The sequence below is a fragment of the Acetobacterium fimetarium genome, assembly GCF_014284475.1.
In the GTDB taxonomy this organism is placed as follows: Bacteria; Bacillota; Clostridia; order Eubacteriales; family Eubacteriaceae; genus Acetobacterium; species Acetobacterium fimetarium.
In genome coordinates this window covers 17,610-43,295 of record NZ_WJBC01000020.1, presented here as the reverse complement: position 1 = coordinate 43,295, position 25,686 = coordinate 17,610, and the positions used below count along the sequence as shown (strand labels likewise).

General features: G+C 42.5%; 24 protein-coding genes and 1 other RNA gene. 1 reads left to right on the top strand and 24 read right to left on the bottom strand.

The features are described from left to right. Nucleotides 1–16 precede the first annotated feature (16 nt). From GH808_RS12040 to dnaG, 6 genes are all read right to left on the bottom strand, one after another. Entirely contained in the window at nucleotides 17–1,540 is a 1,524-nt protein-coding gene (locus GH808_RS12040; RefSeq protein WP_243166205.1) for an FGGY-family carbohydrate kinase, read from the bottom strand. Between the two features lie 170 nt (nucleotides 1,541–1,710). Continuing rightward, nucleotides 1,711–2,050, bottom strand: an RNA gene (gene rnpB, locus GH808_RS12035) — RNase P RNA component class A. Between the two features lie 46 nt (nucleotides 2,051–2,096). Then, nucleotides 2,097–3,215, bottom strand: coding sequence for a Nif3-like dinuclear metal center hexameric protein (locus GH808_RS12030; protein WP_186843037.1), 1,119 nt, complete (start codon nucleotides 3,213–3,215; stop codon nucleotides 2,097–2,099). Further along, nucleotides 3,206–3,877: a tRNA (adenine(22)-N(1))-methyltransferase gene (locus GH808_RS12025; protein ID WP_243166204.1), complete on the bottom strand. Its 672-nt coding sequence runs from the start codon at nucleotides 3,875–3,877 to the stop codon at nucleotides 3,206–3,208. Before GH808_RS12025 ends, GH808_RS12030 begins: the two co-directional genes overlap by 10 nt. Before the next feature lie 25 nt (nucleotides 3,878–3,902). Continuing rightward, nucleotides 3,903–5,045 carry an RNA polymerase sigma factor RpoD gene (gene rpoD / locus GH808_RS12020; RefSeq protein ID WP_186843035.1) on the bottom strand — a complete coding sequence of 381 codons (1,143 nt, stop codon included), beginning with the start codon at nucleotides 5,043–5,045 and terminating at the stop codon, nucleotides 3,903–3,905. A gap of 1 nt (nucleotide 5,046) precedes the next feature. Further along, complete coding sequence (gene dnaG, locus GH808_RS12015) at nucleotides 5,047–6,858, bottom strand: DNA primase (protein ID WP_243166203.1); 1,812 nt, start codon at nucleotides 6,856–6,858, stop codon at nucleotides 5,047–5,049. Between the two features lie 233 nt (nucleotides 6,859–7,091). On the opposite strand from dnaG, the gene GH808_RS12010 reads away from it, so the two are divergent. Beyond that, nucleotides 7,092–7,349, top strand: a complete 258-nt coding sequence (locus GH808_RS12010; protein ID WP_186843034.1) for a hypothetical protein — start codon at nucleotides 7,092–7,094, stop codon at nucleotides 7,347–7,349. Between the two features lie 68 nt (nucleotides 7,350–7,417). Here GH808_RS12010 and ppdK read toward each other — a convergent pair whose 3' ends face one another. The 18 genes from ppdK to GH808_RS11920 form a co-directional block, all read right to left on the bottom strand. After that, on the bottom strand, nucleotides 7,418–10,054 hold the full coding sequence (gene ppdK / locus GH808_RS12005; RefSeq protein WP_186843033.1) for a pyruvate, phosphate dikinase: 2,637 nt from the start codon (nucleotides 10,052–10,054) through the stop codon (nucleotides 7,418–7,420). A gap of 5 nt (nucleotides 10,055–10,059) precedes the next feature. Beyond that, nucleotides 10,060–10,863: a pyruvate, water dikinase regulatory protein gene (locus GH808_RS12000; RefSeq protein WP_186843032.1), complete on the bottom strand. Its 804-nt coding sequence runs from the start codon at nucleotides 10,861–10,863 to the stop codon at nucleotides 10,060–10,062. 12 nt (nucleotides 10,864–10,875) lie between these two features. After that, entirely contained in the window at nucleotides 10,876–11,514 is a 639-nt protein-coding gene (locus tag GH808_RS11995) for a helix-turn-helix transcriptional regulator (RefSeq protein WP_186843031.1), read from the bottom strand. Nucleotides 11,515–11,649: 135 nt separating this feature from the next. Further along, the gene (locus GH808_RS11990) at nucleotides 11,650–12,231 is read right to left on the bottom strand and encodes a helix-hairpin-helix domain-containing protein (RefSeq protein ID WP_186843030.1); all 582 of its coding nucleotides are present in this window, start codon (nucleotides 12,229–12,231) and stop codon (nucleotides 11,650–11,652) included. 1 nt (nucleotide 12,232) lies between these two features. Next, complete coding sequence (hisJ, locus tag GH808_RS11985; RefSeq protein WP_186843029.1) at nucleotides 12,233–13,084, bottom strand: histidinol-phosphatase HisJ; 852 nt, start codon at nucleotides 13,082–13,084, stop codon at nucleotides 12,233–12,235. Nucleotides 13,085–13,182: 98 nt separating this feature from the next. Continuing rightward, nucleotides 13,183–13,941 carry an amino acid ABC transporter ATP-binding protein gene (locus GH808_RS11980; RefSeq protein WP_279289684.1) on the bottom strand — a complete coding sequence of 253 codons (759 nt, stop codon included), beginning with the start codon at nucleotides 13,939–13,941 and terminating at the stop codon, nucleotides 13,183–13,185. A 10-nt stretch (nucleotides 13,942–13,951) separates the two neighbouring features. Further along, a complete protein-coding gene (locus GH808_RS11975; RefSeq protein WP_186843028.1) occupies nucleotides 13,952–14,614 on the bottom strand; it encodes an amino acid ABC transporter permease in 663 nt (220 codons plus the stop codon). A 117-nt stretch (nucleotides 14,615–14,731) separates the two neighbouring features. Next, nucleotides 14,732–15,562 (bottom strand): transporter substrate-binding domain-containing protein, encoded by an 831-nt coding sequence (locus tag GH808_RS11970; protein WP_186843027.1) that lies wholly within the window; start codon nucleotides 15,560–15,562, stop codon nucleotides 14,732–14,734. A gap of 110 nt (nucleotides 15,563–15,672) precedes the next feature. Continuing rightward, the gene (locus GH808_RS11965) at nucleotides 15,673–16,848 is read right to left on the bottom strand and encodes a TraB/GumN family protein (protein ID WP_186843048.1); all 1,176 of its coding nucleotides are present in this window, start codon (nucleotides 16,846–16,848) and stop codon (nucleotides 15,673–15,675) included. Between the two features lie 16 nt (nucleotides 16,849–16,864). Next, nucleotides 16,865–17,851, bottom strand: a complete 987-nt coding sequence (locus tag GH808_RS11960; RefSeq protein WP_186843026.1) for a lipoate--protein ligase — start codon at nucleotides 17,849–17,851, stop codon at nucleotides 16,865–16,867. Nucleotides 17,852–17,862: 11 nt separating this feature from the next. Then, nucleotides 17,863–18,876, bottom strand: coding sequence for a LacI family DNA-binding transcriptional regulator (locus GH808_RS11955; RefSeq protein WP_186843025.1), 1,014 nt, complete (start codon nucleotides 18,874–18,876; stop codon nucleotides 17,863–17,865). Nucleotides 18,877–18,913: 37 nt separating this feature from the next. After that, nucleotides 18,914–20,170: a pyridoxal phosphate-dependent aminotransferase gene (locus GH808_RS11950; RefSeq protein ID WP_186843024.1), complete on the bottom strand. Its 1,257-nt coding sequence runs from the start codon at nucleotides 20,168–20,170 to the stop codon at nucleotides 18,914–18,916. A gap of 15 nt (nucleotides 20,171–20,185) precedes the next feature. Continuing rightward, nucleotides 20,186–20,749, bottom strand: a complete 564-nt coding sequence (locus tag GH808_RS11945) for a Fe-S-containing hydro-lyase (protein ID WP_186843023.1) — start codon at nucleotides 20,747–20,749, stop codon at nucleotides 20,186–20,188. A 1-nt stretch (nucleotide 20,750) separates the two neighbouring features. After that, the gene (locus GH808_RS11940; RefSeq protein WP_186843022.1) at nucleotides 20,751–21,593 is read right to left on the bottom strand and encodes a fumarate hydratase; all 843 of its coding nucleotides are present in this window, start codon (nucleotides 21,591–21,593) and stop codon (nucleotides 20,751–20,753) included. Between the two features lie 118 nt (nucleotides 21,594–21,711). Further along, on the bottom strand, nucleotides 21,712–22,176 hold the full coding sequence (gene trmL / locus GH808_RS11935; protein WP_186843021.1) for a tRNA (uridine(34)/cytosine(34)/5-carboxymethylaminomethyluridine(34)-2'-O)-methyltransferase TrmL: 465 nt from the start codon (nucleotides 22,174–22,176) through the stop codon (nucleotides 21,712–21,714). 168 nt (nucleotides 22,177–22,344) lie between these two features. After that, complete coding sequence (locus GH808_RS11930; RefSeq protein WP_186843020.1) at nucleotides 22,345–23,460, bottom strand: lysylphosphatidylglycerol synthase transmembrane domain-containing protein; 1,116 nt, start codon at nucleotides 23,458–23,460, stop codon at nucleotides 22,345–22,347. A gap of 186 nt (nucleotides 23,461–23,646) precedes the next feature. Then, entirely contained in the window at nucleotides 23,647–24,942 is a 1,296-nt protein-coding gene (locus GH808_RS11925) for a sensor histidine kinase (protein WP_186843019.1), read from the bottom strand. Between the two features lie 18 nt (nucleotides 24,943–24,960). Beyond that, on the bottom strand, nucleotides 24,961–25,629 hold the full coding sequence (locus tag GH808_RS11920; protein WP_186843018.1) for a response regulator transcription factor: 669 nt from the start codon (nucleotides 25,627–25,629) through the stop codon (nucleotides 24,961–24,963). Between the last annotated feature and the right edge of the window lie 57 nt (nucleotides 25,630–25,686).

The window sequence follows — 25,686 nt, the reverse complement described above, 5'->3', positions numbered from 1 at the left end:
TCAGCAGTACTGCATTTTATTGATACGATTGATACAGCGGTTTTACGCGACCATAGAGTTTCTTATATATTTTATTATAAATTCCTGAATACTTTCTCACATTCGCCGGGTCCGGGGTAAACACCTGTGACTGATGCACCATCTGTTCGCCGGCTTTTTCAATGCTTTCAAAATGTTCCAAGCCCACAAACGTCGCCATCGCTGCACCTAATCCCGTTGTTTCAAAGGTCTGCACCCGATAGACCGGTCGGTTGAAGATATCCGCCATAATCTGGGTAACACCATCACTTCTGGATCCGCCGCCCGAAAGACCGATGGTTTGCACCGGGATTTTCGTTTTTGATTCAATCAGTTCCAGTCCTTCCCGCAGGCCAAATCCCAATCCTTCAACAATCGCCCGATAGATGTGCTTCTTGGTGTGGCCTTCCGTGAAGCCGATGAAGGAACCTCGCGCTTCTGGTTTGAAGGCCTCCATTCCCCAGTACGGCTGATGGACGAGGCCATCCGCACCTGGCGTTGTCTCCTTGAGATACTCCTCCAGAAGGGTATGAAGCGCATCGGGATTTACCGGTTCCAGAAATTCTTTAACAAACCAGTTCACCATCCAAAAGCCATGATAAATGGTCACCTCGGGATTGTATGCATCGTTTTGAACCGCTGCAAAGGAGGGATAAAAAGGATACAGTTCAACATATTTCGTAGTGGAAATTTCCACCGTCGACTGGGTACCCAAAGAAATGCTGGCCGTTTCCGGTGTTAACGCTCCCACTCCGACCGTTTCACAGCCCTTATCGGTGCCCGATGACACCACGGGAAGGCCTAGGGGCAAACCGGTTAATTGCGATGCCTCCGGCGTCAGTTTGCCGATAATTTCAAACGAATCGACCAAATCATAACATTTTTCCGGTTCGACCTGGATGATCTGATACTTGACATCATTTTTTTTGCACCATTGTTTCCTTTTGGTATCAAAGGGCAGATGCCCGGCAATGGCCGAACGACTGTCCCTGATCTGCCCGGTCAGCTTCGTGACAAGATAGGTGGATAAAAGAACCACCTTATCAGCTTTTTCCCAGAGCTCCGGTTCATGCACTTTGATCCAATTGGCATGGGTTAAGCGACTGAATGATTTTGCAGCATCACTGAATCCAATCATTTTAAACAGCAGGGCATAGGGGATTCCAAATGGCAGTGCCTCATCCAGTTCTCTTCGATCCAGCCAGCTGATGAAATCACGCAGCGGTTCCCCTTTTTTATCAACCACGGTGATGACATCACGCTGACATGATACCGTCATGCCCTGAATTGCATTAAAAAGAACCGGGTCTTTTTGATTGAGCTCCCTGACTACGTCCACCAAACCATTCCAGAACATTTCCGGTGGTGCTTCCTTCCATTGAAACGATTTTGAATAGTAGCCGTCAAAAATTTGCTCGCTCTTTCCCAGTTCATTTCCAAAGTCATCAAAAAGGATCCCTCTGATCCCTCTTGTGCCGCAGTCAATTGCTAATACAATATTCTTGTTCCCAAATTTATCCAAGTTCGATTCTCCAAACATCCCGCTATTTTCATTCTATTATAACAAATAGTTGTTAACATTCAAAAGAAAACGCATTATTTTAAAGAATAAACTCTTTAAATTGCGTTTTTTCTGTTTAAGATGCAAAAAAGACCATCGCAAAGTTTACGATAGTCCTTAATTGACAATGGTGATTTACTAAGTCTATAAGCCGAGTTCTGTTTAAATAGTCATCTATCTCGATTTATTGTTGCCAATAAATTCCAGCGACCTACCATAGGACAACGACGAGCAGCCGTCTTTTAAAGTCCGTTCTTGGTCTTGCTCCAGGTGGGGTTTACATAGCCGATGTGTCACCACACCGCTGGTGAGCTCTTACCTCACCCTTTCATCCTTACCATTGCTGGCGGTATACTTTCTGTTGCACTGGCCTTAGAGTTGCCTCCACCGGGTGTTACCCGGCACCATGCTCTGGGGAGCTCGGACTTTCCTCAACCGGCGTTAACCGGGTGCGACTATCTGACTTACTAAATCAATATAGTATACATTTTTTGCGGCTGAATTTCAATAACTATTTCTAGTAATTTGAAATATAGTCTTGTGACGATGCCGCAGTCAATATTTCCGGGCAATTTTCCGGCAAACCCGCTTGGATAATCTGCTTGAAGCAATCCACCACGCATTTCTCCGTACCAAAATGTCCGGCATCGATTACCCAGAAATTGTTTTCCTGAGCCCGCTGACCATCATGATATTTTAAGTCTCCGGTGATCAGCACGTCGGCTTTTTTTGCTTTGGCCAACCCAATCAGATCGGCGCCGGCGCCTGAGCAAACGGCAACCCGTTGAATCGTTGCCGGCATCTTTCCCGCCGCTCGCAGGGCCTTCAGATTCAAAGTCTTTTTCACATAATCGATGAAGTCGACGGACCGCATCGGTTTCTTAAGCCAGCCGATTTTGCCTAATCCGCGTTGATTAATGAACGCGCCGTTTTCGAGCGGAATGATATCGTAAGCCATTTCTTCATAGGGATGACTATTTTTCAATTGAATGAGCAGCTGTTTCAACGAATTCCTGGGAACAATGGCTTCGATGCGGTCTTCATCAACACTGGTAATCGCATCAATTTCTCCAATATAAGGATTTGCACCCGGCCGGGGACGAAACGTGCCGATGCCGGATGAGCGATAGCTGCAATAGTCGTAGTCGCCAATTGAACCGGCACCATGCTTGCCAAAAGCATCGATGATTTTATCCGTTGCTTCCTGGGGTGTATAAACCACCAGTTTAACAAAGTTTTCCGGGTTTGACGGCTCCAGTGTCTGTCGGTCTGCCAGACCAAGCAGCTGTGCCAAAAAGTCGTTTAGGCCGTTTTCCGCTTTATCCAGATTTGTATGGGCAACGTAAAGGGCAATGTCATTTTTTATCAGCATTGTAATCAATTGGCCTTTTTCATTGTCCGCAGCAAGCGTCTTCAAACCATGAAAGATAAAGGGGTGATGGGCAATAATCAGATCCGCCTTTTTCTCTACCGCTTCCTTGACCACATCGGCGGTTACATCGAGAGTCAGCACGATCCGCTCGATCAGCTGTCTGCTCGACCCTACCTGCAGTCCGACATTGTCCCAATTTTCCGCGATGTTTTTAGGCGCGACTTTCTCGATCAAACCGGTTATTTCACTGAGTTTTACAGACATTTTTTTACCTCATTCAGTTTTTTTATATACGCTTCGCTCGCCAGAAACTGCTGTCTTGCAAAGGACGTATCTTTTCCCCGGGTATTTTCCCGAATCTTTTCTTCCAGACTTATCTTTCGGTCAATCAGAGCTTTCAATAACGGATGTTTGTTGGCCATAAAATGATGGCCCAAATCGTATTCCAGTGGATTAGTGAACACCATTTCTCCCGGCTCAACGACCATCACTTCGTAAATGCGTTCGTCTTCCTGGGCTAATTCTTCTCGGGTGATCTGATACCCGTTTTCCTCCAGGTATCGTCGCAGTATCTTTTGATTATTCATCGGCTGCAGAATCAGTTTTTTTGTATTTTGGGCAACCGCACTGTCCGCTTTCAGGCAATCCCGAATCAGAAGCCCGCCCATTCCCGCAATAACAATGACTTCAACTTCCCCTGGTTCAAGCACAGAAAGACCCGATCCAAGTCGGGTCTCAATGGATTTTTCAAGTCCATGCGTGCTGATTATTTTCTTTGTTTTTTCTAGCGGCATTTTATTGACATCAACAGCGATTGCGGTTGATACCTGATTTCCCGCAACCAGTGTAACCGGCAGATAGCCATGATCGGTACCGATATCGGCCATGCTTTTTGCCCCGATCACACAGTCTGCAATGACTTTCAAACGTGGACTCAATTGAATATTCATTTTACGTTAAATAGTCCTTGAGCTTCTTGCTGCGGCTGGGATGTCTGAGTTTGCGCAAAGCTTTCGCTTCAATCTGGCGGATCCGCTCTCTGGTTACATTGAATTCTTTACCAACTTCTTCCAAAGTCCGGGCGCGGCCGTCATCCAAACCAAATCGCAGCCGTAAAACTTTCTCTTCACGTTCTGTCAAGGTGTTCAGCACTTCAATCAACTGCTCTTTCAGCAACGCGTAAGATGCCGCTTCCGCCGGCGCCGGCGCATCTTCATCCTGAATGAAATCACCAAGATGGCTGTCTTCCTCTTCCCCAATCGGTGTTTCCAGGGAAACCGGATCCTGAGCAATCTTCTGGATTTCACGGACTTTTTCTTCCGAGAATCCCATTTCCTTGCCGATTTCAGCCGGGGTTGGTTCCCTGCCATACTCCTGCAGCAACTGTCGCGAAACCCGGATCAGTTTATTTATGGTTTCAACCATATGAACCGGAATCCGAATGGTTCTCGCCTGATCGGCGATAGCGCGGGTGATCGCCTGACGTATCCACCAGGTTGCATAGGTGCTGAATTTAAACCCTTTGGTGTAGTCAAATTTTTCTACCGCTTTGATCAGTCCCAGATTTCCTTCTTGAATCAGATCCAAGAAGGACATGCCCCGGCCGACATAGCGTTTTGCAATACTGACAACCAGACGCAGGTTGGCCTCAGCCAATTCTTTTTTGGCACTGTCATCACCGGCTTCCATCCGTTTGGCCAGCGCCATTTCTTCATCACCAGTCAATAATGGCACCTTGCCGATTTCTTTCAGGTAAAGCCGTACCGGGTCATTCACACTGACTGAATCAGCTAATTCAAGCTCTTTCTGATTTTCTTCTTCAAGCTCGGCAGCATCCAGGGCTTCCAGTTCAAGATCTGAAAAAGCAATTTCTATTCCTTCCTTTTGAAGGAATAGATAGATCGAATCAATTTCTTCCGGATCCAGTTCTATTTTTTCTAAAATTTCTTCAAAATCGTGGTTATTCAGGCTTCCTTTTGTTTTACCACGTTTTAAAAGAAGTTGAACTTCCGGCATTTGATCGACAGCAATCTTTTCGGCTGTATTTTCGTCATCATCAATATCAATGACGACTTCTAATTTTTCTTGTTTCATTTTAGTGCCTCCCGTTATCCTTCATCATTTTCTTCATTTCAATTAATTGATTGGTGAGCTTTGCCACCTCATCGTCATTACCATTCGTTGTTTCTCTTTTTATCTGCTCCGAAAGTTGGCCAAGTTGCGCCTTGTTATAAAAACGTTTCATGATTTCCAGTGCATCCTGGTAATCGATCCGGGAAACTTCCTTCTCATTCATCATCAGCTCAACGATTATCTGAGTCTCCCCAGGATCGTGAAAATGAGATAATAATCGATTTATTTCAATTTTTCCGTCTTCTTGTATTCTTTCCGATGCACTTGTCAGCAATCTCTGATAAAAATCATCGGTCAAGTACTCGCCTGGAAATGCTGCGATCGAATCGGGTGCTTTCAAACAATACTGGATCGCCAGTTGCTGAGCTTTTTCATAAGCTTTTGGTATCTTTGTATCCGCTGGCTCTTTCCTGTTCAAATTTATCCCGGTTGACTGATTGGCGTTTGTTTTTGAGCGAATCACTTCGCGACGGATGACTTCCTGATTGATGCCGGTCTCTTTGGCAACCATTTTACTGTAATAATCAATCTCGACGGATCCTGAAAGACCTTTTAAAACTTTGATGGCCTCATTTCCATAGTTCAGCCGTCCATCGGTTTGCGTAAGATCATTTTTCTTTTTCAGTAATCTCAACTGATATTCAATAATCGTTAAAGCGTTGGATACCAAATCATTGAAACCATCAAAGCCATATTTTTGGACGTATGAGTCCGGATCATCCTTTTCCGGCAAGATTACTATTTTAACATTTAAATTGGTGTTTTTCAAGATGTTCATCGCTTTTTCTGTCGCCGCTGCTCCGGCACTGTCGCCATCAAAGGTCAGAACCACTTCATTGGCATATCGTTCAAGAATTTTCCCATGAAATGCGGTAAATGCAGTTCCCAATGCCGCAACGGTATTTTTTATGCCCTTTTCATATAAAGAAATAACATCCATATACCCTTCGACAATCAGGATTCGTCCTTCATCGATAAATTTCTTGCAATGGTTTAGATTGTACAATTCATAACTTTTTGAAAAAATCAGTGTTTCCGGCGAATTTAAATATTTAGGTCCTTTGGCATCCCCAGCCATGATCCGACCGCCGAAACCAACGATCTGACCGCGCGGATTAACGATGGGAAACATGATCCGGTTTCGAAAACGGTCATAGTGATGGTTGTTCTCAGAGACCAGTACCAATCCCGATGCTATTATTTCTTCAATACTGTAACCTTTTGTTTTCAAAAAGCCAAACAGACGATCCCAATCTGCTGTTGCGTAACCCAAACCAAACGTTTTAATTGTTTCCTGACTAATACCGCGTTTTAAAAGATACTCGATACCTGATTGATTTGTTTTCAGGCATCGGTAATAGTAATTCGCAGCATCCCGATGCAAATCGTAGAGCCGCTTTTTCTTCTCATAGGCCTGCTGGTCTTCCTGTTCATTATGCTTTTCAGGCAGAACCAGGTTGACTCTCGCCGCTAAAAATTTCAGTGCATCCACAAAAGGCAGTTTTTCTATTTCCATAATGAAAGTAATGACATTTCCACCGACACCACACCCGAAACAATGATATAATTGCTTCTCGCTGGACACCGTAAAGGATGCTGTTTTTTCATTATGAAACGGACATTTTCCTTTGTAGGAATTTCCTGTTCGTTTTAAAGTCATGTAACCTGAAACGACATCGACGATGTCATTTGCTTCTACAACTGATTGAATTACTTCCTCTGAATAATATGCTGTCATCAATATTTCCCTTATTTTTTCTAATGCAGTTATCATGAAGACAACTCCGTATTTAATCTTATTCTTAACAAATCAGTAATTTCCTTTATTTTTATCCCCGATTTTGAAATTTAAACAAAATTAAAGAATCATTAAGTTTCTGGGGCATTCTACCGGCGGGTATCGCTAATTTGAAACGTTCAAATTTTTCTTTGTTTTTAAATTGTTTATGCGATAACTTTTTAGGGTATACTCAAATTAAATCAAAATATTAAGAAAGAGGTGTTTTTATGGACAAGAAAAGAGTTATTGAAATGATTCAGGAAAAAGTGAAAGCTGCCAGTTTTGATGATCACGGAGTCGCTGTCATTCCCATGAGTGAGATTAATGATGGTGATCTCATTGTTGATGTATTAAAAGATCTTAAGGGCGACAGCCCCCTGGAATTCGATTTCGACCTTGATAAAATGTCACTTAAAGTTTATAGTCCAACCGAAGATCTTGAAGGATTCAGAGAACGTCATCCATCTCCGCAGAAATGCAAGTAGTAATTCGGCACCTTAAAAAATCCTGGCTAATGTTTTGACATTAGCCAGGATTTTTTTATTAGAATTTCTTATTTGTCGTTTTCGCTTTGACCAAGTGCTGCCTGTGCGGCTGCCAATCGGGCAATCGGCACCCGGAATGGTGAGCAGGAAACATAACTTAATCCCACTTTATGGAAGAAGTAAATGGATTTCGGATCGCCACCGTGTTCTCCGCAGACACCAACTTTTAGATTTGGTTTTGTTTTACGGCCTAAAGTCACACCCATCTCTACCAGTTTTCCTACGCCTTCTACGTCAATACTCTGGAACGGATCGTTTGGCAAAATATTTTTATCTTTATAATCGGTTATGAATTTACCGGCATCATCACGCGAGAAGCCGTAAGTCATCTGAGTCAGGTCATTGGTTCCAAATGAGAAGAATTCGGCAGTTTCGGCAATCTTATCGGCGATCAGGGTTGCCCGGGGAATTTCCATCATCGTTCCAATCAGATATTTGATATCTGATTTTTTTTCTGCTTTGACGGTTTCCACCGTGTTTCGGACTACTTTATCCAGATAAGTCAACTCTTCATTAATTCCAACCAGTGGAATCATGATTTCAGGAACAATGTCAAAACCGGTTGCTTCCTTCACTTCAATAGCCGCTTCCATAATGGCTCTTGTCTGCATTTCAGCAATTTCAGGATAGGTGATTGCCAAACGACAGCCACGATGGCCAAGCATTGGATTGAACTCTTCCAATCCGTGAATCACTGTCATCATATCTTCTTTGGTGAGACCCAGGTCTTTTGCCAATGCGATAATGTCTTTTTCATCAGTCGGCAGGAATTCATGCAAAGGCGGATCCAACAGACGAACCGTAACCGGTCGGCCTTCCATTGCTTTATAAATACCGATGAAATCTTCTTTTTGCATCGGCAGGATTTCGGCTAGTGCTTTTTCCCGCAATTCTTTCGTATCGGAAAGAATCATGCGTCGCACGCTGGGAATACGGGCTTCGTCAAAGAACATGTGCTCAGTTCGGCACAGCCCGATTCCTTCTGCCCCAAAGCGGATTGCCACCGAAGCATCTCTTGGTGTATCAGCATTTGTTCGAACGCCCATTGTTCTGAATGCATCAGCCCATTCCATAATTTTTCCGAAGTTGCCAGATAGCTCCGGTGTTACTGTTTTGATGCTTCCCTTATATACTTTTCCGGTACTGCCGTTTAGTGAAATATAGTCACCTTCTTTAAACACCTGTCCGGCAACAACAAATTGTTTGGTCGCTTCATCCACTTTGAATGCTTCACATCCGGCAACACAGCATTTTCCCATACCACGGGCTACAACAGCTGCATGTGAGGTCATTCCGCCACGAGCCGTTAAAATTCCGTTGGCAGCATTCATCCCTTCGATATCTTCAGGAGACGTTTCTTTTCTAACCAAAAGGGTCTCTTCACCATTCGCTGCCGCCGCACAAACAGCTTCAGCGGTAAAATAAATCTTACCCATGGCCGCACCTGGTGAAGCAGGAAGACCGGTTCCCAGCAGTTCTGCAGTTTTTAACGCCGCTTCTTCAAAAGTTGGATGCAGCAGCTGATCCAATGATAATGGATCTAAACGCAAAATTGCTTCCTCTTTTGTAATCAGACCTTCTTCAACCATTTCAACTGCCGCCCGAAGAGCAGCCGCCGCTGTTCTTTTTCCGGTACGGGTCTGCAGCATATAGAGCTTGTTTCTTTCAATGGTAAATTCGATATCCTGCATATCTTTGTAATGATTTTCCAGCAGTTCCGCAGTTTCATGGAATTGTTTATAAACTGGAGGCATCAAATCCTTGAGGTCATCGATATTTTTCGGTGTCCGGATACCGGCAACAACATCTTCACCCTGAGCATTAATTAAAAACTCACCAAACAATTTTTTCTGTCCGGTGGCAGGATTTCTGGTGAACGCAACACCGGTTCCACAGTCGTCTCCCATATTTCCATAAACCATCGACTGAACATTGACAGCGGTTCCAATATCATGAGGGATGTCATTCATATTTCGATAGCTGATCGCACGGTTATTGTTCCAAGATCTGAACACTGCTTCAATTGCCATCATTAATTGTTCTTTGGGATCCAGTGGGAAATCCTTCCCGGTTTCTTCTTTGACAATTTTCTTGTATGCTACAACGACAGCCTTCAAGTCATCAGCCGTCAGTTCAGTATCATCTTTATAGCCATTTTTTTCTTTGGCATGTTCCAAAACGCTATCGAATTTATTTTTGCTGATTTCCTGAACAACATCACCAAACATTTGTATGAAACGACGATAGCTGTCGAAAGCAAATCGTTCGTTATTTGTGGACTCGGCAATTCCTGCAACGGTTTCATCATTAAGTCCAAGGTTTAAAATGGTGTCCATCATGCCTGGCATGGAAAATTTTGCTCCAGAACGTACGGATACTAATAATGGATTTGCTTTGTTACCAAATTTTTTCTCGCATTTTGCTTCCAGAATGACAAGATTTTTATTGATTTGATCGACGATTTCGTCTGAAAGTTTTTTATCCTGATTGTAATACTCGGTGCATGCTTCAGTTGTTACTGTAAAACCCTGCGGAACAGGCAACCCAATGTTTGTCATCTCCGCTAATCCGGCACCTTTCCCCCCTAGTAACTCTTTCATGTTTGCGTTACCTTCTTCAAACAAATAAACCCATTTTTTAGACATTTTGTCTACCTCCTCATTATATTTGCAAGTATAATAGCAGCAATTTCTTCAATTGCCTTCGATGTTACGTCTATGACCATACATCCCAATTTATCAAAAAGCTGTTGTGCTTTTTCTAACTCCATCATGACTCTTTCGTAACTTCCATAATTAGAAGTTCCTGTCAGACCCATTGCTTTCAAACGTTCAGTTCGAATGTCCACAAGGTGATCTGGATCCAGAATAAGTCCAAATATTTTTTTGTTCGAAATTTCAAATAATTCCTGAGGCGGTTCCACCTCCGGCATTAAGGGTATATTGGCCACCTTAAAATTGTTGTTTGCCAAATAAATGCTAATCGGCGTTTTTGATGTGCGCGAAACACCGATTAGAATGATATCCGCTTCATCAAGGTGAGTGGTATTTTTACCGTCGTCATATTTCACAGCAAACTCGATGGCGGCGACCTTTTTAAAATAATGATCATCCAATTCAGATGTTGGTTTAAAGCTTTTTGTCGGTTCTTCACCAGTGATTCCTCTTAATGTTTCCACCAGGGATCCCATGACATCATAAATCGGAATGTTCCAACGTTTTGCTTCTGTTTCCATGTAGCTCTTCAGTTCCGAAGAATCAAAGGTGTACACCACCAGTCCGTCTTCTTTTTTTGCCAGCTCCAATAAATAATCAATTCCCTGCCGGTCATTGATGAAAGGATGAAACCGTACCTCGCGAATTGAACTCTCAAAGCAGCTCTTGCCGGCCTTGACCAAAAGCTCGCCAATTTCGCTCAGTGTATCAGAAACCACGAAAATTACAATGTCTTTCATTAAGCTACCTCATCACTCCGTATTTTCGCCCATATTCACCACATAACGGGTGATGTTGGTGCGTGATACTTTCCCAACAAGTACTAATCGCTGATTGCCTTTTTCGTCAATTTCCTTATTGACGATCGGCAATGATTCCACCTCATAAAACATGGTTTTGTAAGCGGCATCATAAACCGATTCAGTGGGTTCCAGATAAATGATATTCGGCATCCGCGTCATAATCAGCGGAATCGGCAGGGACTCGACCTCTTCTCTTCCGATCATCGCTTTTATAAAATCCTTACGCGATACAATCCCTGACAGGTATTTACCATCCACAACATACAAGGTTCCGGCATTTTTGGTAAACATTGTGATGATCCCATCATAAATTGAAGTTGTCTCCTCGACAACCGTCGGCTCTGTCTGGATTTCCATCACACTGATTGTCTTGATATAACTACCAAGTATATGCAAAAGCGAACGACCAGTATAATAATAACCAACCTTTCTTTTTGCTTCGAGAATTCCAAGCATGGTCAGAATTTTCAGATCAGGTCGAATCGTTGCTCGATTGATCTTTAAAATTTCGGCTATTTCAGTACTCTTTATGGGTTGTTTTTGCTTTACTATTTCGATAATTTCCTTTTCTCTAGTTGATAACTCCATGGTCAACCCTTTCCTTACTCTTAACTCTAAATTCTACTATTAAGTATAACACATATATTATGAATGTAAACATATAATCTAATATTTTAATCTCTATTGATAATCTTTTATTACCAAACGTCGATGTAACCATTTTCATATCGTTATTGATTCAGCCAAGCCATCATATATTTTATCACCAATCCGGGTTACATTCTTCAATTCCTCCGGATTGGTAAAACTGCCATTTTTTTCCCGGTAATCGATGATTGCCTGGGCAATCACTTCTCCAACTCCAGGCAGACTTTTGAGTTCCTCAAGGCTTGCCGTATTAATATTTATTTTATTCGTTGCTCCCGTCTGAGCCGTTTCGACAACTTCGCCGGTGACGGGAACGTGAATTTTTTCTTCATCTTTCACTTTTCTGGCCAGATTCAGACTGCTGATGTCAGCGCCATCGGTCAAACCGCCAACCGCCGCTATCGCTTCAGCTAAACGGGCATCCTGATTCAAGGTTACGACCCCGGGATTTAAAACGGCACCGGTAATATGCACCATGACTTTTTCGTCTTTCGCATCGCTGTCGGTTTCACTGCTGTTTTCGCTTGTATTCTCGGCATCCGTTACGCTCATTTGCGTCCCGCTGGAAGTTTTCAAATGATACCACCCCCAAAAAATGCCCAAAAAAACAAGCACAATGAGGATGTACAGGATTTTGTTGCGATCGAGCTTATCCATTTTACACCCCTAAAGCTTGTGCTTCCCAGCGGCCTTTTTTTAACATCCAGTATTCCTTGTATCCACAGCTTAATAGAAACATTTCCGCTTCATTGTATTCATTTACGATCCCTTCAACTGAATGGCTATCACCGCCAACCGTGATCTGGATTTTTCTTTTTTCCATCTCCGGAATCATCCAGTCTGAAGGATAGCGGCCAACACCTGGTACGCGCATATTTGCGCCGGTGTTAATCTCCATTCGAGTCCTTGTTTCGGCAATCGTATCCAGGCATTTTTTCACTGTCTCCTGGTACCAGAAATCATTTTCATCGAAGAAGAAATTCTCCTGATTGTACTTTTTAATCAGGTCAATATGACCTAGAACATCAGGTTGATGCCTTAATACCATCTCACCGATGCCCTTATAGTAGGCCTCGATAAACTGCTGCGGCTGGTTATCATAGTAGTTTTTGATACCCCTGGCAAAATCTTCGCGGGTATCATCGATGTATGAAACTTCATTACCGTAAGTGGATCCGATGGTGTGAATGGACATAATCGTGTAGTCCAATTTTGGCAAGATTTCTTTTGCAAGTTCTGAAATATCCTGGCGGTCGATAAAATAATCAATTTCCATCCCGCAGTATATTTCAATTGATGATGCATATTTTTCTTTAAGATCGCTGATTTCTTCAAAATAATGACTGAGCTTTGCTTCATCCATCGTCCAATCATTTTTGAATGGTAACGGCATATGGCTTGCAAATCCGATACTTTTCAGTCCTGCTGCGATTCCGGCTTTTGTCATTTCTTCTAAAGTATTCTGTCCATCACAATATTCAGAATGGATATGAAAATTAGCCTGTATCATTTTGATCCCTCCAAAAATTAGCATGAACTGATTGTACCATGCCATGTATTTTAAAGCAAATAAAAAAAATTGCCTAAAAGACAATTTTTAATATTTTTCTAAAGTATTTTGTTGAGGAAGCTTTTTGTTCGTTCTTCTTGCGGATGTAAGATGACTTCTTCCGGCGTTCCCTGCTCGCAGATGACGCCTTGATCCATAAAAATCACCCGATCGGCGACTTCTCTGGCAAATCCTATTTCATGGGTTACAATAATCATGGTCATCCCTTTTTCAGCAAGATGCCGCATGGTCGCCAATACTTCACCAACCAGTTCCGGATCCAGCGCCGAAGTCGGCTCATCGAACATCATTATTTTGGGATTCATCGCCAGCGCTCTGGCAATAGCCACACGCTGTTGCTGCCCACCGGAAAGCCTTGATGGGTATTCATCTTTTTTCTCTGACAACCCCACCTCTTTCAATAAATCCAAAGCAACCTTTTCAATTTCTTCTTTTTTGGCTTTTTTGACAATGATCGGTGCAATTGTTACATTATCAATAACCGAAAGATGTGGAAAAAGATTGAAATTCTGAAAAACCATGCCCAGTTCAGTACAAAGGATCTGTACCTTAGCCGGGTCAATCTTCATCAGATCTTTATTATTTTCACGTTTATCTGTCAATTCACCTTCGATGTATATTTCTCCATCCGTGATACGCTCCAGATGGTTGAGGCAACGCAGCATTGTGCTTTTCCCAGAACCGCTGGCGCCAATGATGCAGACCACCTCACCGGACTGAATTTCTAAATTAACTCCTTTAAGAACTTCCAAATTCCCAAAAGATTTGTGAACATTCACTAATTTTACCATACTCATATCAATTTCCCTATCTTTCGTAAACTCCAAGTTTCACTTCCATTTTATCAAAAACTACCTGGATAATCGTAGTTAAAAACAGATAGATCGCTGCAGCATATACATAATAGATCCAGTTTCCGTCAGCGCTGGCCATGGTTTTTACGGTTCTCAATAAATCAAAAAGCGCAATTGTCGATACCAGTGAGGTATCTTTCAGCAGCAATATAAATTCGTTGCCAACTGGTGCAACAAGTCGTTTATACGTTTGCGGAATAACAATTTTCGTCATCGCCTGTCGATAGCTCATGCCTAATGCCTTTGCTGCCTCCATCTGTCCGCCATCGATCGATTCAATCGCGGCCCGAATAATCTCTGCAAGATAGGCAGTCGAATTTAATGAAAAAGCAACAAAAGCACAAATCATCGGATTGATTTCAAAGGTCATCCCCGTCGCATCGAGATAGATAATCGGGATGGCATAATAAATAATAAATAATTGAAGCAATAGCGGTGTTCCTCTGAAGAACCATATATAGAACCATGATAATCCGTTGGCCAGCTTGTTTTTCGAGATTCTTCCAAGTGCAACCAGAACGCCAAAAATCGCCCCAAAAATAATCGCTACGATTGCAATTTCAATGGTAACGACCGTCCCATTAAAAATTGCCCATAATTGGGTTTCATTTAACAAATTGATCTTCCCTTCGTAATAAATTTATGAAATTTCATTCACGTTAACACATGAACAGGACTTGTCACAGAAACTGCTACAAGTCCTATTCGATTTAGTTATTAATTTCTATTTTTTTTACTCAACAACAGAAAGCTTTGTATCAATATCTTTTGTCATATCGGTTCCAAACCATTTCATGGAAATTTCTGTTAATTTTCCATTATCCTGAAGTTTTTTAATCGCCTCATTGAATTTTGTTGTTGTCGTCTTATCTTCTAAACGTGATGTGATCCCAATGGGTTCATTGGTCAGAACATCTGAACTGACAACAAACAGATCAGGATTCTGGGCAACATAGTACATTGCGACGCCAACATCGGTAATGACATTATCGATTTGTTTTCCCTGCAGCGCTGCGAATGCATCCAGCATGCCATCATATTCCTTGATCTCTACGTTAACGCTTTGTTGTTCCTTTAATTTTCCGGCCGCAATATCAGCAGTTGTCTGAATCTGAGCGCCCAAGGTCTTGCCGTCAAGTTCCTTGAATGTTTTAACTGGCGTGGCATCTTTTCTCGATACAATCACTATACCGTTTGCAACATACGGATCCGTCATGCTAAATGACTTTTGACGTTCTGGTGTAATACTGGTGCTGGAAATAATCGCATCGTATTGTTTAGCATTCAAACCATTGAAAATTCCGTCCCATGCAACCGTTTTGAATTCTACACTAACCCCTAATGCGTCACCCAATGCTTTCGCGAAATCGACATCGAAACCAACTAATTGATTCTGATCGTCTCTGAATTCCATCGGTAAATAGGTATCATCTACCGCGACACTTAAAACCCCATCTGCTAACGCATCTTCCGTTGCTGCTTTACTTCCGGATGAACAGCCCGTAAAGGCCGGTACCAACAACATCACAGCAGCCAAAGTCAGGCCTAATAGTTTTTTGTTCATAGTTTTCTCCTTTCAAAATTCCTAATGTGGTTAATTATATATTATTTTGAATATATAAACAAGTTTTTTTGATCAACAAAACACGACAACTGGCACTCCCTCAGCTGCCTTTATGAAAATGTGTTGATGAAAATCCCGATAATATTGATGCCGCCCAGCCAGGTGCCCAGGCTGCTTCCGAGGTTGGCAAATACCACAACCATCAGTACCTTGGTAACCTTGTTATGCCAAAGTCCCTTCAGGCTGCCCAGGTCTTTCGGCAAGGATTCAAAGTCTTCAACTTTCGGTTTTCGATAGTGCGCCTCCACAATACCGGCAAACCAGCCCGCCGCCAACAGCGGATGCAGTGTCGTGATCGGGGCGACCACTAAGGATGTTAGTATTGAAAGAATATGACCGCCGGCAATGAATGTTCCCAGCGCCGCCAACAGGCTTGTCCAGAGAATCCATGATTTTGCCTGTTCCCATCCAGAGCCCGGATTGACGATAAACGTTGCGACAATGATCGCGATCAGCATGATCGGGATCATCCAGCCCATCACTTTTCCAACCTTTGATTTTGGCGGGATGGTCTCCAGCTTCTTCACATCGATATCTTTGTAGATTTCTTCTTTTATTCCCGGGACATGTGCTGCACCGAGCACGGCCACGATTTTATTCCCGGGCGCATTCTTGATTTTCTGGGATAAGTACTGATCGCGTTCGTCCACCAGATATTCTTTTACCCCTTTGAAGGCTGACCCCATTTCGGATAAAGCGGCACTAAGCATATCTTCCGACTTGAGGTTTTCCAGATCTTCCTCGGTAATCTCCTCATCATCGACAACACTGAGTGCAATCGAAAAGATCACCTTGATTTTTTCCCAGAAGCTGCAGCCTCTCCAGATTCGATTAAAGGTAACCTGAATACTGCGGTCTGCCAGCACCAGCTCAGCCCCGTATTCCTTTGCACAGGCTATTCCCTCCATCATCTCCTGTCCTGATTCAATGCCAAATTGCTCAGCCAGTTTTCGCTGATAATTTGAAAGTAAAATGTTCGCGAATAAAAATCCCGCCCGTTTACTTTTGATAATCTGCACGATATCCGTATTGGACCATGACTCCTTCTCCTGAATCGAATCATATCGCTGCTGATCCAATTCAATACAGATTGAATCCGGTCGTTCCTTTTCGATCGTTTCCCGAACTTCAGCGACACTGTTTTTTGATACGTGGGCTGTGCCAATCAGAATGATCTCTTTCCCATCAACTTGAAGCCGAGTAATATTGTTTGATTCCAATGATATTCCCTTTCTATTTGCTCTAATATAGAATTAAATCAATTAAAGTTTTCGAATCTAAACCATTGATATAATCGGCTAATTCAACACCTGCAAGGGCTGCTGACAACGCTTCTTCATTTGGTTTAATTCCTGTCAATAGTGCTTCGAGCTCATGCATATCACCATTGCCAAAATAGTCTCCATAGAAATGGATATCCCTGATCACCGCTTTTTCCACCTGAAGAAGAATCGTAATGAGTCCAAAATCACATTTCCGATCTTTTCTGAGGTTGTACATTGGTGATTTTCCGTAATTCCAATCCCATGTTCCGTATTTTTCATTTTTGATTTTTTCTATGGCCGCAAAATCTTCACCGCTCAGTTCCATCTTCTGAAGCTTTTCATCCTTAAACATGAAAGCAAGCAATAATTTTTTAAAATCTTCCAGAGAATAACTTTCATCCAGATAATCTGCAATATTGGTTACCCGGCTTTTAATCGATTTTACGCCTTTTGACTCAATCTTATCTTTCTTTACTTTTAAAGCACGCGAAATGGCTGATAATTCTGAATTGAACAGAATTGTGCCGTGATGAAGAATCCGGCCGCTACTGGCATATTGAGCGTTGCCTGAAAACTTCTTGCCTTCAATGGCGATATCATTTCGGCTGTTGAACTCCGCATCGACACCCAGTGACTGCAACGCTCCAACCAGAGGTCTGGTAAACGTTTTAAAATCAAACGGTTTTCTTCCATTATCATTGACGATAAATGTAAAGTTCAGGTTCCCCATGTCGTGATAAACCGCTCCGCCGCCTGACAGCCGTCGAACCACTTTAATGCCATTTGTTTTAACATATTCCTGATTGATCTCTTCAATGGTATTCTGGTGTTTACCAACGATGACGGCATTATTATTCTGCCATAAAAGAAAATAGCTCTCGTTTTGGTCCATTTGATTAAAAACGTATTCTTCGAAAGCAAGATTGATCCGGGGATCCGTTTCTTTCCAGTCAATAAACTTCATTAAAGTCCTTCTTATTTCTTGATTGCCGCAACCGAGTCTCGAATCAGAACCTCATGAGGAACGTAAACGTTATTAACTGTCCGGTCACCATCTTTTTCACATAATTTAATGAGCATCCGCATCGCAATGGCGCCAATGTCATACATGGGCTGAGCAACTGTGGTAATCTGAGGTCTTGTCCATTCGGAAATCCAGAAGTTATTAAAACCGCAGATACTGATATCTTCCGGTACTTTTTTCCCCATTTCCTCGGCTTTGCGAATTGCACCAAGCGCGATTTGATCATTGAAGCAGCAGACGCAGGTAAATTCAACGCCTGAATTGATGGCCTCCTCCATCAGGGTATACCCACCTGAAAGACTGAGTTTTGCCTGGAGGATACGGCTATCGTCAAATTCAATATTATTCTCTGTAAAAGCCTTCATGAAACCTTTTTTTCGTTCCTGATAAATATAGCCTTCTTCAACCTCGTCAAAGAAAAGCAGGAACTTTTTATGTCCCATTTTAATCAGTTCACTGGCCAGATCATAGGCGGCGGCCTCATTATTGATCAGCACCCCGCTGAGAAAGCCGCTGTCGTCGGGAATGCACCCCAGGACGACTTCACTTGGCGCATCAATCAGCTCTTTTTGCATTTCTTCACTTAAATCTTTTCCAACATAAATAATGCCATCGCATTGTTTTTCAACCAATGCGTTCAGGGATTTCATTTCTTTTTCAGGATTGAAATCCGTATTACTGAGAATAATATTATAATGGTAAATCCCACAGACATCTTCCGCACCACGGACAATCTCCGTGTAGTAAGGATTGGTGATATCTGGAATCATGATTCCCATGGTATTTGTTTTTTGAATTTTTAAACTTCTTGCAATCGCATTCGGTTTATAACCGGTCTTTTTTATGGCTTCTAATACCCGTTCCTTTGTTTCTTCATTTACCAAAGGAATATTATTTACAACGCGTGACACGGTAGCGACCGAAACATTTGCTTCTCGAGCGACATCAACGATTTTAACTTTCATCTCTTCACCTTTCAATTTTTAAACAGGAATCCGGAAACTAACAATCTCCAACTTCTTTCATCGCCTGTAAGATCAGCTGTGGTGCACGACGGCATTTCTCTTCCGATACGGCACATGGTGCAAAACGAAGACCTTTTCCCAAAGGAACGACAAATGTGTTTTTCTCCATCAGCAGGTCGCTGATTTCTTTGGGATGATCACAGGGCAGACTGATGAAAAATCCATCCCGATAGGTAACCATTTTCAGACCGATTTTATCTGCTTCTTCAACAAAGGCGGCGGCACGTTTTCTCAATATTGCTTTGTAAAAGCTTTGTTCCGCCATTGCCTGATTAAAAAGCTCTTCATTACTGTAAATTTTGGTAATGGTTTCCATGGCTCCGCGGGTTCCATTTGACCAGTTTCCACGGTTGGAATAAGTGCAGGAATTGGCAAATTCAGTGGCGATTTCTTCTGTCGGTGCCACGCAGATGATTGCACCGTTTCTCAGTCCATACATCGTATAACTCTTAGAGCAGCTGAAAGCATAGAGTGGCAGTACATTGTGAGGCATTCCGGTGATCATCTTCATGAATTGTCGGGCATCATCACCTTCACCGGCAAAATCAATGTAGGCCAGATCAATCAATAGAATAATCTTTGAATTCGGTTGCGCCTGTGCTGTTTCTGTAATAAATGATTTTATTTCTTTCCATTCGTCATCAGAAATCGTATAACCAGTCGGATTGTGGGCCGGCGTATTCAATACTGTTAAAACTCTTTTTTGCTTTTCCAGTAATTCCAGCACGCTTTTTTTGTAGCCCGCCAGATTGAAGGTACCGGCCTCATTGTAAAGCGGGAAGGTGGCAATTTTTCTGTGGTTATCGTCCGCAATCGTTTCATATGCCGCCCAGTGCCAATCTGTAATCAGAATGGTATCACCCAGCTCAGTATAATTGCAAAAAGCATGTCGGACTGCGCCGGTTCCGCCTGGCGTTGCAACCGCCCGAATATGACCTTCCGGTTTGCAATCCCGGAAGCAGGCTTCGACGACTTTTTCCAGATAATCCGGTTGTCCTGCCAGCCCGGCATAATTGGCGATCAAGGCATTCGGTAACGCTTTAAGTGTATCGTATACCGCCTTAAACGTAACCAGCTCACCGTTGTCATCCATCAGTGCCCCGATCGTTGAGTTGATCACCGCTTCCGGTCCGCATTTTTTAATCTGTATATTCGCTTGACCGGCAATCTTGAAAATGGGATCTGTCCCCCCCTTTCGCAATGATGTTTGAATAACCATTTCTGCTTTTTTCATTTCTATTCCTCCTACTTAAATCCAAGATTTCTTTGTATATTTTTTTCTTTCTGTCTCATATAAATTATTTCCCTGTGAATCGATTACGACAATCGCCGGAAAATTCTCCACTTCAATTTTTCGGATGGCTTCTGTTCCGAGATCTTCGTATGCGATAATTTCGACTGATTTGATACAGTTCTGCAGCAGTGCGCCGGCACCACCGACACAGCCAAAATAAACGGCACCATGGTTGATCATGCTATTGATTACCCGTTCACTCCGGTTTCCTTTGCCGATCATCCCGCCCAGCCCTCTTTTCAGAAGCTCCGGCGTATAAACATCCATCCGGCCACTGGTTGTCGGTCCGGCAGAACCAATTATTTCTCCAGGTTTTGCCGGACAGGGTCCCACATAATAGACAAACTGATCGGTGAAATCCACCGGCAACGGCAAACCCCTTTCAAGCGTTTCGATCATTCTTTTATGTGCTGCATCGCGCGCCGTATAGAGCATCCCTGATATTCGGACGTGATCTCCTGCTTTCAGCTTCTGGCGGGCCAATTTGCTCATGGGCGTTTCTATCATGATAATCGCCATCTTACAGCTCCCTTTCCACATGTCGGTTGACATAACACGTAATATTAACAGCTACCGGTAATCCGGCAATATGCGTTGGGTAAACATCGACATTGACGCCGAGCACGGTATTAACCCCGCCTAAACCCATCGGGCCAATGCCCAAACTATTACAGGCTTCCAGTAAATAGTCTTCCAGAGCGGCAATGTGTTCCTGCGGGTTATGAGCCCATAAAGGACGTCCCAGAGCCTCTTTGGCCATCAATGCAGCTTTTTCCATGGTGCCACCCACACCTACCCCAACAACGATGGGAGCGCAAGCGTTGGGGCTGCCGGATTCAACGGTCTTGATGACAAAGTCCTTGACGCCAGCCATACCATCCGATGGTTTTAACATTTTCAGGGCACTGGTGTTTTCACTGCCAAACCCCTTCGGCAATACTTTTATTTTCAACTGATCGCCGGGCACAACTTTATAATGAATGACCGCCGGGGTGTTGTTGTTTGTATTTGTTCGAATAAACGGGTCGGCAACAACGGATTTACGAAGATATCCTTCTTCATACCCTTTTGCCACCCCAGCTTGCAGCGCCTCTTCCAGAATACCGCCTGCAATCATCAAATCCTGTCCGAAAGACACAAACATGACAACCATTCCGGTATCCTGGCAAATGGGAATCCCTTTACTTTTGGCCACTTCAAAATTGTCCAACATTGTTTCAAGAATCTCTTTACCGTTTTCAGATTCTTCTGATGATTCTGCCGCACGCAAGCCTTCAAGCATATCTTCCGATAAAAACGTATTGGCTTCAATACACATTTCAGCAACAGTATCAATGATCTTCTGAACATGAATTGTTTTCACTAAATTCTCCTTGACTATGGTCACTTTATATCATTTCAATTTTTTTATTATCAATTATTATACCATACTGTTTGTGTAAAGTAATGCGATTTTCAATTATTTTCATAAATTTTCATCGTTAAATGAGCCCTTTGAATTGATGTTGTCTCAATGCTTCAAAAAGGACAATACTGACGGCATTGGAAAGATTAAGCGAGCGTGCTTTGGCATGGTTTTTCATGGGTATTCGAAACCGATTTTCCGGATACGCGTCATGAATTTCAGCCGGTAATCCAGCCGTTTCTTTGCCAAACATGAGATAGGCATTTTCATCATAAGCGATGGCATCATAGTAGCTTTCGGCCTTGGTTGTCAGTAAATAGATTTGTGCCTCCGGGTTCTTTTTGATAAAATCATCGAACGATTCATAGATATGCAGATCCAGCAGATCCCAATAGTCCAGACCCGCCCGTTTGAGATGCTTTTCATCCAGCGAGAAACCAAGCGGTTTGATCAGATGAAGCGTCGTCTCCGTTAAAGCACAGGTTCTTGAAATGTTTCCGGTATTTTGTGGTATTTCAGGTTGATAAAGTACAATGTTCATTGATAACCCTTTCTTTTTTAACATCTTTCAGGCCTTTGCAAAGCGACCTTACGCTTCGCCGCCAGCACGAAATAAAAGTTCAATTACCCGGCAGTTAAATTATAACCGGCTCACCCCGTATCATAAAACAGCCCTGTATTTGAACTCTATTATTCAGCATTCTTATTTTCACTTTTTTTCTTCAATCAGATAATCGACCTCTTCTGACAGTTCTTCTTCGATAGCAGCTACCTTCTCTTTGCCCATCTTGATGGAATGAATCGATAAATAAATGCCGCCAAATACAAGAATAAAATAAAAGGTGATCATTCGCCACAGTATCATCGCTACCGGAGCATAAGCCGCTCCGTAAATCGGTCCGAATATCAATAAAAACCCTGCTTCCGCCCCCCCCGCCGCACCGGGTGTGGGGATAAAAGCCACGGCTACGTACAGGATCGCTTGCAGCGAAATGAGTGTTATTGCATTGATGCTGCTTAATCCCAGCGACAGATAGACAAAATGGTTGACTGAATAAAAAGCCACCATCTGAACGATAGAAATCAGAAACAAATAAACGGTTTGTTTTTTCTGACTTTTCAGTCCATCAACGGCGAGCTTGTATTCGCCAACGAAATGATCGACTTTTTTATGATACTTTTCCGGTTTTTTCAGCAGATGCAGTCTAAATAGGATTTTCACACATCCTGATAAAATACCCTTTGCCGCATTTGGATTAAAGACCAAAATAATAATCAGCACAACAGCAGCGATATTTAAAGCAAGGCCGATGACAATAAGCCACTTGGCCGCATCTAAACTCTGATTGAGTTCAGTCACGCAAAAAATAATCGAAGTGATTGCCAGGCAGGTAATCGTAATCTGATACAGTGCATATTTCTGGACGAGAACGGCGGTACCCGTTCCCAGACCATATTTTTTTTTTGACATCGCGTAAAGCTGAATCGGTTGCCCGCCGCTTGAACTGGGATCAAGCAGATTGTAATATTGACCGACCATCATCAGCGTAAATGCAAATGAAAATTTTTCCTTGGGGTTTTCCCGTCGCAAGAGCTTTAATAACATATAGGCCTCTAAAAGCCAATAAACAATGATGCAACCGATCCCCAAAAGCAAAAATTCACCTCTTGCTTGATCGAGCGTATTACGAAATTCGATCGGATCAACCTGCGTTAAAATAATGGCAACTGTCACGCCAACTATCAAAAGCAGAATAATCACATTCGAATATTTCTTCCAGAATCTAGAAAACCGGCTCTTTTTCTTATCCTCGTTTTGATTCATTGTCCATATCTACTCCCATTCTATCGGATCTCGATTATTATACCATACTGTTTTGGCAAAGTAACAACCTTTTATTTGAACCGGTCCCACGCACCGAAAGTCGATCAATTTCAGCAAAAAAGTTCAATCAAACGACTGTTTTTGGTTTTACCGAAAACAGCCGGATGCTCGAACTTCTTTACTTTTTTATAAAAACATATCCATTTGGTTGTTGTTTTTTTTAGTCTCCGATTTCAAATTTGCCCGCGGCAGAATAATCGAGAACGTGCTCCCCATATTGGGAACTGATTCAATTTTTATTTTGCCGCCATGTTTTTTGACCACATAATCGGCAATATTCAAGCCCAGTCCAACGCCGCCAGTTTCCCGATTGCGGGCATCGTCGACCCGATAGAAACGACTGAATACTTTCGCCTTTTCTTCCTCGGTCAGTCCAACCCCGGTATCCTTGACTTCGATGGCGATGTTTCGCTTTCCCTGAACCAGACACAATTGAACTTTACCGCCCTCGGGGGTGTATTTGATGGCATTATCCACCAGGATCCGGATCGCCTGTTTGAGTTTTTCCTCATCGCCGCGATATTGAATCGCCGGTCCAATATTTGCACTCAACTCAATTTCTTTTTCATTTGCCAGTTCAGTCATCAGCACAACAATTTGTTCGCACAGCGAAGATAAATCAAACAGCTCCTTCTCAATGGACAAACTCTGATTCTCCGCCTGCGCCAGGATCAATAAATCTGAAATGAGTTTAGCCATCGTTTCGCTTTCGCTCCCGATATTGTTGAGCCATTTCATGTTGTCTTTAATCTGTTCCTCTTCCTTGAGTTTCAGCACCTCAACATTCGTCTGGATGACGGTAAGAGGGGTTCTCAATTCATGGGAAGCATTGGCAATGAACTTCTTTTGATCTTCAAAGGTCTCCTTGATCGGCTGCAGTGATTTTCCCGCCAGAAAATAGCTCATCGGGATTAAAACGGCAATGGAACCAATCCCGATCAAAAACAGGAACGAAATAATATAAGTAATAATTGACTGTTCCGTGGTAATCTGCTGAAAGACCTGTAGTACATAATCATTATTATTATTCGAATACGGCAACGTATACACGCGATATTCGATATTGTCCGAAGTCATCATGCTGAACTGGGATACCTGCTTTCCCTGAATCATCCATTCATAACCCAACATGATCAAGTTGCGGTCTTCCAGCTTCATGGATTTTACGGTACGGCTGCTGTCCCACAAAATAAACTGATAGCCAACTTTGTCATGAACAGAATCAACCGAAGTGATATGTGAAGGATCAGATTCACCATTGTTTTGAATAATCTCTTTTCCAACATTGGTTAAATACATTTCCCCGGTAAGATTAAGACTCCATTTTACAAGAAAACCCAGTAGCAGGATAAATACAAACATGAAAATAACCAGAATAAGCGTATTGAACATGGTAATTTTTCGTTTTATTTCTTTAAACATGAGTCTCCATACCCCAATTTATTTTTTCCCAAGTGTATAACCAACCCCTCGAATCGTGTCAATCTTAACTTGCGTATCGATGATTTTTTTTCGCAGATTGTGAACATAGATTTCGATATTGTTCTCATTCACTTCTTTATCGAATCCCCAGACCCGATCTAAAATCTGTTCCCGGGTAAAAACCTGGTTCGGTCGTTTTAAAAGCATTTCCAGAATTTTTGCTTCCTTAACTGAAAGTTTGAATTCTTTATTGACCGTTTGTAGAATATTCTTTTTTGTATTGAAGCTGACATCTTCAAAAACGATGGTTTCGCCCTTGATACCATGGTCCGGACGGCGACCCAGGGCGCGAATCCGCGCGAAAAGTTCCTTTGCTGAAAAAGGTTTGATTAAATAATCATCCGCTCCCATATCCAAACCTTTCACTTTATCATCAATGGTTCCTTTTGCCGTCAGCATCAAAACTGGGGTATTAATGCCCTGATCTCTGATCTGCTGCAGAATTTCAATACCGCTTTTTATCGGCAGCATGATATCCAGAACAATCACATCGTAAATGGGATTGAGCGCGAACAACAACCCCTCTTCCCCATCATTTGCAATGTCGCAATCAATGTTTTGAATCTTACATAATTCCTGGAGTGCATCGGTTATCTTTTTTTCGTCTTCTACAAATAATATACGCATAAAACGACTCCTTCCTCGTTCTGAATTTTATTAAAAGTCATATAGTATGATTATAAT

Bases quoted from the DNA above. Each gene is read 5' to 3' on its own strand.
- GH808_RS12030 (WP_186843037.1), bottom strand. From the start codon at position 3,215: ATGTCTGTAAAACTCAGTGAAATAACCGGTTTGATCGAGAAAGTCGCG.
- rpoD (WP_186843035.1), bottom strand. From the start codon at position 5,045: ATGAAACAAGAAAAATTAGAAGTCGTCATTGATATTGATGATGACGAA.
- dnaG (WP_243166203.1), bottom strand. From the start codon at position 6,858: ATGATAACTGCATTAGAAAAAATAAGGGAAATATTGATGACAGCATAT.
- GH808_RS12010 (WP_186843034.1), top strand. From the start codon at position 7,092: ATGGACAAGAAAAGAGTTATTGAAATGATTCAGGAAAAAGTGAAAGCT.
- ppdK (WP_186843033.1), bottom strand. From the start codon at position 10,054: ATGTCTAAAAAATGGGTTTATTTGTTTGAAGAAGGTAACGCAAACATG.
- GH808_RS12000 (WP_186843032.1), bottom strand. From the start codon at position 10,863: ATGAAAGACATTGTAATTTTCGTGGTTTCTGATACACTGAGCGAAATT.
- GH808_RS11995 (WP_186843031.1), bottom strand. From the start codon at position 11,514: ATGGAGTTATCAACTAGAGAAAAGGAAATTATCGAAATAGTAAAGCAA.
- GH808_RS11990 (WP_186843030.1), bottom strand. From the start codon at position 12,231: ATGGATAAGCTCGATCGCAACAAAATCCTGTACATCCTCATTGTGCTT.
- hisJ (WP_186843029.1), bottom strand. From the start codon at position 13,084: ATGATACAGGCTAATTTTCATATCCATTCTGAATATTGTGATGGACAG.
- GH808_RS11980 (WP_279289684.1), bottom strand. From the start codon at position 13,941: ATGAGTATGGTAAAATTAGTGAATGTTCACAAATCTTTTGGGAATTTG.
- GH808_RS11970 (WP_186843027.1), bottom strand. From the start codon at position 15,562: ATGAACAAAAAACTATTAGGCCTGACTTTGGCTGCTGTGATGTTGTTG.
- GH808_RS11960 (WP_186843026.1), bottom strand. From the start codon at position 17,851: ATGAAGTTTATTGACTGGAAAGAAACGGATCCCCGGATCAATCTTGCT.
- GH808_RS11955 (WP_186843025.1), bottom strand. From the start codon at position 18,876: ATGAAAGTTAAAATCGTTGATGTCGCTCGAGAAGCAAATGTTTCGGTC.
- GH808_RS11950 (WP_186843024.1), bottom strand. From the start codon at position 20,170: ATGAAAAAAGCAGAAATGGTTATTCAAACATCATTGCGAAAGGGGGGG.
- GH808_RS11945 (WP_186843023.1), bottom strand. From the start codon at position 20,749: ATGGCGATTATCATGATAGAAACGCCCATGAGCAAATTGGCCCGCCAG.
- trmL (WP_186843021.1), bottom strand. From the start codon at position 22,176: ATGAACATTGTACTTTATCAACCTGAAATACCACAAAATACCGGAAAC.
- GH808_RS11930 (WP_186843020.1), bottom strand. From the start codon at position 23,460: ATGAATCAAAACGAGGATAAGAAAAAGAGCCGGTTTTCTAGATTCTGG.
- GH808_RS11925 (WP_186843019.1), bottom strand. From the start codon at position 24,942: ATGTTTAAAGAAATAAAACGAAAAATTACCATGTTCAATACGCTTATT.
- GH808_RS11920 (WP_186843018.1), bottom strand. From the start codon at position 25,629: ATGCGTATATTATTTGTAGAAGACGAAAAAAAGATAACCGATGCACTC.